The 11,618-nt window shown below is 72.0% G+C and carries 9 protein-coding genes and 1 pseudogene; 4 read left to right on the plus strand and 6 right to left on the minus strand.

Translation table 11 applies throughout. The annotated features are described in order from the left end of the window. Positions 1-85: 85 nt before the first annotated feature. From mshC to ABT116_RS33305, 4 genes are all read right to left on the minus strand, one after another. The gene (gene mshC / locus ABT116_RS33290) at positions 86-1,315 is read right to left on the minus strand and encodes a cysteine--1-D-myo-inosityl 2-amino-2-deoxy-alpha-D-glucopyranoside ligase (RefSeq protein ID WP_351641390.1); all 1,230 of its coding nucleotides are present in this window, start codon (positions 1,313-1,315) and stop codon (positions 86-88) included. 94 nt (positions 1,316-1,409) lie between these two features. After that, positions 1,410-2,240, minus strand: coding sequence for an SCO1664 family protein (locus ABT116_RS33295; RefSeq protein ID WP_351641392.1), 831 nt, complete (start codon positions 2,238-2,240; stop codon positions 1,410-1,412). After that, positions 2,204-2,791, minus strand: coding sequence for a DUF3090 domain-containing protein (locus ABT116_RS33300; protein WP_248507471.1), 588 nt, complete (start codon positions 2,789-2,791; stop codon positions 2,204-2,206). Before ABT116_RS33300 ends, ABT116_RS33295 begins: the two co-directional genes overlap by 37 nt. Positions 2,792-2,869: 78 nt before the next feature. Continuing rightward, entirely contained in the window at positions 2,870-3,556 is a 687-nt protein-coding gene (locus tag ABT116_RS33305) for a histidine phosphatase family protein (protein WP_351641393.1), read from the minus strand. 62 nt (positions 3,557-3,618) lie between these two features. On the opposite strand from ABT116_RS33305, the gene corA reads away from it, so the two are divergent. After that, entirely contained in the window at positions 3,619-4,614 is a 996-nt protein-coding gene (corA, locus tag ABT116_RS33310) for a magnesium/cobalt transporter CorA (RefSeq protein ID WP_351641395.1), read from the plus strand. A gap of 10 nt (positions 4,615-4,624) precedes the next feature. On the opposite strand, the gene ABT116_RS33315 is transcribed toward corA, so the two are convergent. Both ABT116_RS33315 and ABT116_RS33320 read right to left on the minus strand, forming a co-directional pair. Continuing rightward, positions 4,625-5,413 (minus strand): ferritin-like domain-containing protein, encoded by a 789-nt coding sequence (locus tag ABT116_RS33315; protein ID WP_351641397.1) that lies wholly within the window; start codon positions 5,411-5,413, stop codon positions 4,625-4,627. Positions 5,414-5,679: 266 nt separating this feature from the next. Next, on the minus strand, positions 5,680-6,735 hold the full coding sequence (locus ABT116_RS33320) for an LLM class F420-dependent oxidoreductase (protein ID WP_351641398.1): 1,056 nt from the start codon (positions 6,733-6,735) through the stop codon (positions 5,680-5,682). Positions 6,736-6,945: 210 nt separating this feature from the next. Between ABT116_RS33320 and ABT116_RS33325 the strand changes: the two are divergent. From ABT116_RS33325 to ABT116_RS33335, 3 genes and pseudogenes are all read left to right on the plus strand, one after another. After that, positions 6,946-8,046 (plus strand): annotated as a pseudogene (locus ABT116_RS33325) (pectate lyase family protein); the annotation flags it as partial. A gap of 111 nt (positions 8,047-8,157) precedes the next feature. Then, positions 8,158-9,144 (plus strand): aldo/keto reductase, encoded by a 987-nt coding sequence (locus tag ABT116_RS33330; RefSeq protein ID WP_351641399.1) that lies wholly within the window; start codon positions 8,158-8,160, stop codon positions 9,142-9,144. Continuing rightward, positions 9,141-11,618: helix-hairpin-helix domain-containing protein (locus ABT116_RS33335; protein WP_351641401.1), on the plus strand; the 2,478-nt coding region annotated here is incomplete at its 3' end. The genes ABT116_RS33330 and ABT116_RS33335, both read left to right, overlap by 4 nt.

Consider the following 11,618-nt stretch of genomic DNA (forward strand, 5'->3'; position numbering starts at 1 on the left):
CCCGTGTGGTCGGCCGTCTGGGGGCCCCCCACCCACCGAGGGGGGCCCCCCCCCGCCCGCCCCCCCCCCCTCTGTCCGTCTCGGACTACAGCGCCACACCCAGCAGCGCGTCCACCGCCCGGGAGACCACCCCGGGCGCGCCGATGTCCGTGCCGCCGCTGCGCTCCTGGAGCGCGACCCAGCGGTCGACCGCGGCAAGCGCGGCGGGGGCGTCCAGGTCGTCGGCGAGGGCCTCGCGGATCTCGTCGACGAGCGCCTCCGCCGGCGGCCCGTCGGGCCGGGACACGGCGGCCCGCCAGCGGCCGAGCCGTGCGACGGCGTCCTGGAGGACCTGGTCGGTGTACTCCCAGTCGGCGCGGTAGTGGTGGGCTAGCAGTGTGAGCCGGATGGCGGCCGGGTCGACGCCGTCGTGCCGGAGCCTGGAGACGAAGACCAGATTGCCCTTGGACTTGGACATCTTCTCGCCGTCCAGGGCGACCATGCCGGCGTGCACGTACGCCTTGGCCATGGGGAACTCGCCGGTGAGGGCCTGGGCGTGCGAGGCGCCCATCTCGTGGTGCGGGAAGGCGAGGTCGGAGCCGCCGCCCTGGATGTCGAAGCCCATGCCGAGGTGGTCGAGGGCGATGGCCACGCACTCGATGTGCCAGCCGGGGCGTCCGCGCCCGAGCGATCCGCCGTCCCAGCTGGGCTCACCCTCGCGGGCCGCCATCCACAGCATCGGGTCGAGCGGGTTCTTCTTGCCGGGGCGGTCCGGGTCGCCGCCGCGCTCGGCGGACAGCAGCCGCATCGCCGCGGCGTCGAGGTTCGAGACCTTGCCGAAGTGCGGGTCGGACTCGACGGAGAAGTAGACGTCCCCGTCCAGTTCGTAGGCCGCGCCGGCGTCCCGGAGCCGTTCGACGAGCGGGACGATCCCGGGTATGGCCTCGACGGCACCTATGTACTGCCGCGGCGGCAGCATCCGCAGGGCCGTCATGTCCTCGCGGAAGAGGGCCGTCTCCTTCTCGGCGAGCGCGGCCCAGTCGACGCCGTCGCGCTGCGCCCGCTCCAGGAGGGGATCGTCGACATCGGTGACGTTCTGGACGTAGTGAACCTGGCGCTTGGTGTCGAGCCACACGCGCTGCACGAGGTCGAACGCGTTGTAGGTCGCCGCGTGTCCCAGGTGCGTGGCGTCGTACGGGGTGATGCCACAGACGTAGATACGGGCGACGGGACCGGGGTCGAGGGTGACGAGGCCGCCGGTCGCGGTGTCGTGGATCCTCAGGTCGCGGCCCTGACCAGGCAGGGCGGGGACCTCGGAAGCGGGCCAGGCATGCATGCCATGAGCCTAACCGGACTGAAGTTCCACATACGAATGGGAGCGGTCCACTCGGCCGAGAAGGCGCTCTTGCGGTGATCCGGCGCCTGTGCTGCTACACGGGTGGCCAGGGAATCGCCGGCCACTCCCCGCTCGGCTCCGGGTGGGTTCCCGAGGCGAGCAGGGCGCCGACGCGGGCGCGGGTGGCGTCGATCTCGGCGCCGGTGATCAGCGGTTCGAGCCGCGCGGCGAGCGTTCCGCCCTCCGCCAGACCCTTCCTGAGACCTTCGAGGACGTCGACGGCCTCCGGGGTGAGGGGCTCCCCCGCCCAGCCCCACAGCAGGGTCCGCAGCTTGTTCTCGGCGTTGAACGTGACGCCGTGGTCGATGCCGTACAGCCGTCCCCCACCGGTCGGCAGCAGGTGACCGCCCTTGCGGTCGGCGTTGTTGATGACCGCGTCCAGGACCGCGAGCCGCCGCAGTCGTTCGTCGTCGGCGTGCACGAGCAGTGCGGTGCGTCCCTCGCCGACCTCGGCGAAGCCGATCGCCTTCCAGCCGGGCTCGGGTTCCTCGCCGTCGACCAGGGCGAGCAGTTCCGCCTCGGGCGTCACCTCGACCCACAGCTGGCACATGCCCTCGCCGTAGGGCCCGTCGCGCAGCACGGTGGGCGGCACGAGGCCCCAGCCGGTCGCCTCGGACACCGCGTACGCGGCGACCTCGCGCTGGGCCAGCGTCCCGTCGGGGAAGTCCCACAGGGGCCGCTCCCCCGCGACCGGCTTGTAGATGCAGGCCGCGTCCTCGCCGTCGCAGGACACCGTGCAGTACAGGGCCGCGTTGGAGGCCTCGCGGATGCGTCCGCGTACGGTCAGTTCGCCCCGGGCGAGCAGCTCGGCGGCGTTCGCGGGGGGCGTCACGCTCCGCGGCGGTATCCGTTCTGGCGCGGACATACGTGTCCTTCCGGGTCGAGCGGGAGGCTGCACAGCGGGCACGGCGGCCGTCCGGCGTTGACGACGTCGAGGGCGCGCTTGGCGAAGGCCCTGGCCTGCGTGCCGGTGAGCCGGACCCGCAGCATCGGCGGCCCGTTCTCCTCGTCCTGGAGCAGCCGCTCCTCGGCCTCGGCGAGGTCCTCCTCGGATTCCGCGTCCAGCTCCACGAGCGCCTGCGCCTCGACGATCATGAGCTGCTCGTCGCCGTCCCAGGCGAGCGCCATGGTGCCGACCCGGAACTCCTCCTCGATGGGAGTGTCCAGCGGGGCGGTGTCGGTGTCCGACGGTGCGACGGCGGGGACGTGGGCGCTGCCGCCGCTACGGCGTACGACCTCGTCGAGCAGTTCGTCCATGCGCTCGGCGAGGGCGGCGACCTGGGTCTTCTCCAGGGCCACGCTGGTCACCCGGGAGCCTGCGGAGGCCTGGAGGAAGAACGAACGGCGCCCGGGCAGTCCGACCGTACCGGCCACGAAACGCTCCGGATGGTCGTAGAGGAACACCTGACGGGACACGTCCTGTCTCCATTGGAATCGTGGGAACCGTGTGACCACGGCACTGCTGCGACCGCTTCACCCTACTGCGGCGAACGATCACGGTGCGCCCGCACCACCCCCGACTTCGGCCTCGCCGCCCGGCGCCTCCTCGCGCGGGACGAGGGACGTGAAGTCACCGGTGTCGCCGAGCCGTACGAGAAACGGCCGCAGTCGTGTGTAGCGGATCGCGGTGATGGAACACGGTTCGACGGAAATCCGCTGGAAGAGGTCCAGGTGAAGCCCGAGGGCGTCCGCGACGAGCGACTTGATGATGTCGCCGTGCGAGCACATGAGGTAGACGGCGTCGGCGCCGTGGTCGCGCTCCACGCGCGCGTTCCACTCGCGTACGGCCTCGGCGGCGCGCGTCTGCATGGACCGCATGGACTCCCCGCCGGGGAAGGCCGCCGCGGAGGGGTGCGCCTGCACGACCTCCATCAGGGGCTCGTCCTTGAGCTCGGCGAGCTTGCGTCCGGACCAGTCGCCGTAGTGGCACTCGCCGATGCGTTCGTCGGTGTGCGGGCTCAGGCCGGGCCGGGCGTCGAGCAGCGGCCGGATCGTTTCCTGGCAGCGCTGGAGCGGACTGGTGACGATTTCGGCGAGGGGCAGTTCGGCCAGCCGCCCGGGGAGCGCGGCGGCCTGTGCGGCGCCGCGCTCGTCGAGGGCGACACCGGGCGTCCAGCCGGCGAGCAGTCCCTCGGTGTTGGCGGTGGAGCGTCCGTGCCTGACCAGGATCAGCGTGGGCATGCGCTCCAGCGTAGGCGCACGCGCGCGTGTGGTGTTCGTTCGAGTGACGGGAGACTCGCTTCGTGATCGTGGACTGTGCCATCTACCGCGAAGGACATCGGACGGAAGGGCCCGAGGACCTCTCCGACGCCCTGGGTGAGGCCCGCACGGCGGGCGGGTTCGTGTGGATCGGGCTGCACGAGCCGACGGAGGACGAGTTCGACCATGTGACCCAGGAGTTCGGGCTGCACCCGCTGGCCGTCGAGGACGCCCTCAAGGCCCATCAGCGGCCCAAGCTGGAGGTGTACGACGACTCGCTCTTCGTGGTGCTCAAGCCGGTGGCGTACGAGCCGCAGAGCGACACCGTCTCCTCCGGCGAGATCATGATCTTCCTGGGGGACTCGTTCGTGGTGACCGTCCGGCACGGCGAGGGCTCCCCGCTGAAGGCCGTACGCCACCGCCTGGAGCAGGAGCCGGAGCTGCTGGGCAAAGGCCCCACGGCCGTGCTGTACGCGGTCGCCGACGCCACAGTCGACCACTATCTGGACGTGGCGACCGAACTGCAGACGGACCTGGAGGGTCTGGAGGCGGAGGTCTTCTCGCCGGACGGCGGAGGCTCACGCAACACGGCCTCCCGGATCTACGACTTCAAACGGCAGGTCCTGGAGTTCCGCCGGGCCACCGGGCCGCTGGCCCCGCCGATGAGCCGGCTGGCGGGCACGGCGACGACCGGGGTGGCCGTGCCGTTCGTGGACGACCGGGCCCGGCCGTTCTTCCGCGACGTCAACGACCACCTCACGCGCGTGAACGAGTCCGTGGAGAATCTGGACCGGCTGGTGTCGGACATCCTCTCGGCGCATCTGGCGCAGATGAGCGTCCGGCAGAACGACGACATGCGCAAGATCTCCGCGTGGGCGGCCATGGCCGCGATCCCCACGATGTTCGCGGGGGTCTACGGCATGAACTTCGAGCACATGCCCGAGCTGCACTGGGTCTGGTCTTATCCGGCGCTGATGGCCCTGATGGCCGCCCTGGAAATCATGGTCTTCCGGCTGTTCAAGCGCCGGGGATGGCTGTAGGGAGGCCGGCTCAGGCGAACTCGGGTTCCGGGGTCGCGGGGCCGCCGAGGGCGTTGCGGCGCTCGGGCGGCGTCAGCGACACCATCCGGCGCCAGCCGCCCAGGCGTTCATACGCGTACATCGCGTGGATGCCCGCCACGAGCACCGCCGACTTGGCCTTGGACCAGCCGAGGATGCGGCCCATGTGCGCCATCACGGCGAGGCTCACGTCGCGGTAGATCCGGATCTCGGCGAGTGCGCACTCGCGCAGGGTGCGCTGGATGACCCGGCCGTGGCCCGCGTAGGCGAAGCGCAGCAGTTCCTCGTGGCAGTAGGCGAGGTGGTTGTCCTCGTCGTGGGAGATCTGCTTGACCGCGCGGCCGACGTCGGGATGCTCGGCGAAGTGCTTGCGGAGCAGGTCCATCTGCTCGGAGGCGCGCTGTTCGGTGACCCTGCTGTGCGAGAGGTAGGTGACGATGTCCTGGACCGTGAGCCGCTCATCGCGGTTCAGCCGGGCGTGGGCGAGGCCGATGCCGTTCTTCTCCAGGAGCATGGTGTAGTCGGTCTCGGGCGGGACCGGGACGGGGTCCAGGCCGCGCTTCTTCAGCAGGGCGTTGAAGATCCGGCCGTGCTTGTCCTCGTCGGCGCCGTGCCGGCTGATCTTGGGGGCGAGTTCTCGCTCGGCCTCGGGCACGAGGGCGGCGATCCGGGCGTTCTCCCAGCCGCCCTGGGTCTCGCCGCTCGCGGCGATGGAGCAGAACAGGGCGAAGGACTCGTCGTTGTCGAGGATCTCCTGGAACAGACTCTTGGCCGAAAGCATCGTGGGCACCTCTCCCGCGCGCGTGGGCGTACTGCGGCGTTCCGCAGGGTTCCGCGGAGAACGAGTCAAGTGCGGGGTGGAGGGCGCTGCAACAGGTGTGAGGGACAACTCCGCCGAATGGAGGACGCAGGGCCGCGCCGGGCCGGGCCGGACAAGAGGCGGCGGTGCCGTAACCGCGGGCGGCCCCGGCGCGTTGTTCCGCGTGACGGCCGTGGCGGGGAAGACCCCCGAGCCCCCACCACGGCCGCTGAAACTCCCCGTCTTGTTCAGGCGAGTCCGGCGCGCTCCAGGGCCTCCGTACCGGCCCGGAGGGACGCGAGCCGCTCGTCGAGCGTGAAGCCCGCCGGTGCGAGGGACAGGGTGGTGACCCCGGCGGCGGCGTAGGCCTTCATCCGGTCCGCGATCCGGTCGACGGAACCGAGCAGGGTCGTCTTGTCGATCAGGTCGTGCGGCACGGCGGCCGCGGCGCCCTGCTTGTCGCCGGAGAGGTACTTGCTCTGGATCTCGGCGGCCTCCCGCTCGTAGCCCATGCGCTGGGCGAGCTGGTTGTAGAAGTTCTGCTTGGGGCTGCCCATGCCGCCGACGTACAGCGCGGTGTAGGGGCGGAAGGTGTCGGCCAGCGCGGCCACGTCCTTGTCGTCGCCGACGGCGAGCGGCAGGGTCGGGCAGACGTCGAACCCGTCGAGGGTCTTGCCGGCCTTCTCGCGTCCGGCGCGCAGGTACTTGATCGTGGTGTCCTCCAGGTGCTCGGCGGACGGGAAGATCAGCAGGGCGCCGTCGGCGATCTCACCGGTCTGCTCGAGGTTCTTCGGGCCGATCGCGGCGATGTACAGCGGGATGTGCTCGCGCTGCGGGTGCACGGTCAGCTTGATCGGCTTGCCCGGGCCGCCGGGCAGGGGCAGCGTCCAGTGCTGTCCCTCGTAGGACAGCCGCTCGCGCGTCATGGCCTTGCGGACGATCTCGACGTACTCGCGGGTGCGGGCGAGCGGCTTGTCGAACTTGACGCCGTACCAGCCCTCGGAGACCTGCGGGCCGGAGACGCCGAGGCCGAGGCGGAAGCGGCCGCCGGAGAGGGAGTCGAGCGTGGCGGCGGTCATGGCCGTCATCGCGGGCTGGCGGGCCGGGATCTGGAAGATGGCGGAACCCACGTCGATGCGCTCGGTCTGTGCGGCGACCCAGCTCAGTACGGTGGCGGCGTCGGAGCCGTAGGCCTCGGCGGCCCAGCAGACGGCGTACCCGAGCCGGTCGGCTTCCTGGGCGACGGCCAGATTGTCCGCGTCCATTCCGGCACCCCAGTAGCCGAGGTTGATACCGAGCTGCATGCCACATCCCCTTACTGATCAGTAACGTGCCTGTGCGGGCACCTTAGCGCGCGGGCCGGGTGGAGGTACACGGCCGCAGACGACCCGTCGTCCAGAGCTGTGAACAGAAATCATGGTGGCGACCATTGACGCGCCCACAGCAAGTTCCTACCTTTCGCCATGGAAAGCGCTTTCCACCACCCAGCTTCCGATGACGGACGGAGAGCAAGTATGAAGCGAGCACTCCCCCTGAGACTCCCGGCGGCGCTGGCCGCACTGGCCCTGGCCGCGGCGACGGGCACGCTCGTGTCGATGCCCGAGGCCTCGGCCGCGACCGGAAGCGCCACCGGCTACGCGGCCCAGAACGGCGGGACCACCGGCGGCGCCGGAGGCCGGACGGTCCGGGCGACCACGGGAACGGCGATCCACCAGGCGCTGTGCGGCCGAGCGAGCACGAGCACCCCGATCACCATCGAGGTCACCGGGACCATCAACCACGCCAACACCAAGAAGGTGTCGGGGGGCAGCTGCGACACCGCGGACGGCGTGATCGAGCTGAAGAAGGTCAGCAACGTGACCCTCGTCGGGGTCGGCAGCGGCGCCCTCTTCGACCAACTGGGCATACACATCCGCGAATCGACGAACATCATCGTCCAGAACGTGATCGTCCGGAACGTCAAGAAGTCGGGCTCCCCCACGTCCAACGGCGGAGACGCCATCGGCATCGAGCGCAACGTGCGCAACGTCTGGATCGATCACACGACCCTGGAGGCGTCGGGCGGCGAATCGGAGGGCTTCGACGGCCTGTTCGACCTCAAGGACAACACCCAGTACGTGACCCTGTCCTACAGCGTCCTGCGCGACTCCGGCCGGGGCGGCCTGGTCGGGAACAGCGAGAGCGACCGCTCCAACGGCTACATCACGTACCACTACAACCGGTACGAGAACATCGACTCCCGCGCCCCGCTGCTGCGTGGTGGCATCGCGCACCTCTACAACAACCACTACGTGCGTCTGAACGAGTCCGGCATCAACTCCCGGGCCGGCGCCCGCGCCAAGGTGGACAACAACTACTTCGAGGACTCCAAGGACGTCCTCGGCACCTTCTACACCGACGAGGCCGGCTTCTGGCAGGTCGGCGGCAACGTCTTCGACAACGTGACCTGGTCCCGCCCCGGCAGCGCGAACCACCCGGCCGGTCCCGACCCGAAGTCCAACACCACGGTCGCGATCCCGTACTCCTACCGTCTCGACGCGGCGGGCTGCGTGCCGGCCGTCGTGAGCCGGACGGCGGGCGCGAACAAGGGGCTTCAGGTGTCGGACGGCACGTGCTGACCGCGGACGACGGGCTGCGGCCGGCTCGGGGCAACCGACCGGCCGCCCAGGGAAATCCGTCGCCCACGGCCACCCACACGTAGGTTCTGGCCAGTAATCTCGGCGTTCATGGAGCAGAGGCATCTCGGCCGCACCGGCCTTCGTGTGTCCCGCATCGGGCTCGGCACCCTGACCTGGGGGCGGGACACCGACGAGCACGACGCCGCGGACCTGATGAAGACGTTCTGGGAAGCGGGCGGGACCCTCGTCGACACCGCGGACGTGTACGGGGACGGTGAGGCCGAGTACCTGCTCGGCAGGCTCATGGAAGGGCTGGTGCCGCGCCGGGACCTGGTCATCTCGACCAAGGCCGGCAGCGTGCCGGACCCCGACCGCCGCTTCGACGGCTCCCGCGGTCATCTGCTCTCCGCGCTGGACGCCTCGCTCTCCCGGCTCGGCACGGACCACGTCGACCTGTGGCATGTGCACGCTTTCGACCCGGACACCCCGCTGGAGGAGACCCTCCAGGCCCTCGACCTGGCGGTCTCCAGCGGACGTGCACGGTATGCCGCCGTCTCCAACTTCTGCGGCTGGCAACTGGCCAAGGCCGCGACCTGGCAGCTGGCGGCACCCGGCACCCGGACCCGGCTGGCCGGAACGCAGCTGGAGTACTCCCTGCTCCAGCGCGGGGTGGAGCGCGAGGTGCTGCCGGCCGCGCTGGACCTGGGCATAGGACTGCTGCCCTCCTCGCCGCTCGGGCGCGGCGTGCTGACGGGCAAGTACCGGGGCGACACGGTGCCGCCGGACTCGCGTGGTGCCTCGGAGCACCTCGCGCCCTTCGTCGCGCCCTACCTCGACGACACGGCGAGCCGCATCGTGGACGCCGTGGCGACCGCGGCCGACGGACTGGCGGTGACGCCGCTCCAGGTGGCCCTGGCATGGGTGCGCGACCGGCCAGGCGTGGCCGCCCCGATCGTCGGCGCGCGCAACGCGCAGCAGCTCACGGCGGCATTGTCAGTGGAGACCCTTAGTCTTCCTGACGAGATCTGCCGGGCGCTCGACGATGTGTCGGTACCCGTGCACCGCTATCCCGATCACGACTGGAGCACGCTGTGAGCACGGACCCCGAGACCACGGAGAACGCCGAGCCGGGGACGCCGGGCGCCGAGGTCACACCGGCACCGGCCGATGGGGCCGGCAGGGGCGAAGGGACCGACGCCGGGCAAGCGCCCGACACCGAGGGCGGTGACGCGGGCGCCGGGTCCGCCACCGGGAGCGGTGACGGCGGCGCGGGACAGGTGTCCGAGGCCGGGAGCGGTGACGCGGGTGCCGGGCAGGTGTCCGAGGCGGATGGCGGTGACGGGGGCGCCGGGCCAGGGTCCGAAGCGGAGAGCGGTGACGCGGGTACCGGGCAGGTGTCCGAGGCGGAGGCCGAGCTTCGGGCGCAGCAGGCCGAGCGGGAGCGCATCGAGCAGCGCAAGGCCGAGAAGAAGTCGCCGATCGAGAGCGGCACCAAGCTGAGCGGCAAGGCCGCCGATCTGCTCGCGGCCGTACGGGCCGTCGAGAGCGGCGAGAAGCCGGTGGCCACGGTGTTCGAAGAGCCCCGGCCCGCCCCCCGGCGCCCCGCCCCCGAGCCGGAGCGGCGGCCGCAGCCGGTGGCTCCCGAGCACGTCGCCGCGTCGGCGGCTCCCGCGCCGGAGGCGGTTCAGGCCGTCCGGCAGGTGCTCGGCGAAGGCGGTGCGCCGGAGGTGCTCGCACCGCAGGTCGCCGCGGCTCTCGGCGAGGGTGCGGACGAACAACTGCGAGTCGACCCCTGGCAGTTGCTGCGGATCGCCGGTGTGCGTCCCGAGCAGGCCGACGGTTTCGCGCGGGCCCTGCTCGGCGCCGAGTGCGGCCCGGACGACGAGCGGCGCGGCCGCGCCCTCACCGGCTGGCTCCTGGAGCAGGCGGCGCTGGCCGGGCACACCGCCCTGGAGATGCCCGCGCTCCTCGCGGCCCTGGCCCAGCGGGGCGTGCCGGAACCCGACGGTGCCGTCCAGGGCGCGATCGCGGAGGGTGAGGCCCTGGTCTTCCAGGACGCCCTGGAGGAGGAGGCCGGTACTCCGGCCCGGACCGACGAGGACGGCGCGGAGGAGGACGAGGAGCGTCCGGTCCGTGTCCTGGTCGGACTGGAGCGGTACGCGCTGGCGGAGGAGAGCCTGGCCGACGGCCTGGCACGGCTGGTCAACTCGGCGCCCAAGCAGGACGGTTCGGCCGCGGACTGGGAGCGGGCCGCCGCCGCGGCCCAGGGGTCCGCCGCGGAGCTGATCCGCGCGGTGGCCGGTCAGGGCCTGGTGCTGCACACCGGCGGGGAGGCGTCCCTGGCCGAGCCTGCGGCCCTGTTGAACGCCGCGCGGTCCCTCGGACTGCGGGCCTGGGCGGCCACGCACGGCCCGATCGGCCGCAACCGTTTCGCGGCTCTGCTGCGGACGGCCGGCGGGCCGGCGGGCGGGGCGGCCGACGCCCCCCGGCAGCCCGGTGCGGCCGCCGACAACGCGCCCGGCCGCCCCGCTGCTGACGCTCCCTCGAGCATCGGCCTCCCCGTCGCCACCGTCTCCGGACTGCTGGCCGGCCTCGAAGGGCCCGGCCGGGACGCGGACGGGGCCCTCGATCTCGATCTGCTCGTCGTGCTCGACGCGCCTCAGCTGGATGTCGAGACAGCGGCTCTGCTGACCGAGTCGATGCCGGACGGGGCACGGCTGGTCCTGGCGGGGGATCCGGCGGTGCTGTGGTCCGTCGGCCCGGGCCGGGTGTTCGCGGACCTGCTCGCGGCACGGATCTGCCCCCAGGTGGCCTCGCGACGTCCGGACCCCGGGCCGTTGGGCGAGTTGGTCTCCGGTGTCGGCATCGGCGAGCTGAACAAGGTCGAGGCTCCCGGCAAGGAGCTCGTGATCGTGCCGGTGCGGGATGCGGGCGAGGCCGTGCACCGGACGGTACAGCTCGTCGTGGACTCGGTGCCGCGGGCGATCGGTGTGCCGGCGGAGGAGACCCAGGTGATCACCCCCGGGCACGGCGGGGCCGTCGGGACGCGGGTGCTCAACGCCGCGCTGAAGGAGCGGCTCAATCCGGGCCCGGGCCGCTTCGGCGGCTTCGACCCCGGTGACCGTATCGTCCACTCCCCCGTGCCGGGGCGTGCCCTGCCGGGCCGGGTGGTGACGGCGGACGCCGAGGGGCTGCACCTGTCGTGCGAGGGCGAGACCGTCGTGGTCCCGAAGGAGCGGGTGGAGCAGTCGGTGCGGCACGGGTGGGCGCTGACCGCGCACCAGGCCGTGGGGAGTCGTTGGCCCGCGGTGGTCGTGGTGCTGCCCGGCGATGCGGCACAGGCGCTCAGCCGGCCGTGGGTGTACACGGCGTTCGGGCGGGCCGACCGGCATCTGTCCGTGGTGCACGGGGTCGAGCAGGCACTGCCGCGTGCCGTGGCCGAGGTTCCGGCGAAGCCGCGCACGACCCGGCTTCCGGTGCTGCTCGCGCCACAGGTCAGCGGTCACCGCCCTGGACGCCCGGGCGGCGCTGCCGCTGACGGACGTGCGCGTGCCCGACGTGTACACGCG

The organism is Streptomyces sp. NPDC002130 (assembly GCF_040296465.1).
In the GTDB taxonomy this organism is placed as follows: domain Bacteria; phylum Actinomycetota; class Actinomycetes; order Streptomycetales; family Streptomycetaceae; genus Streptomyces.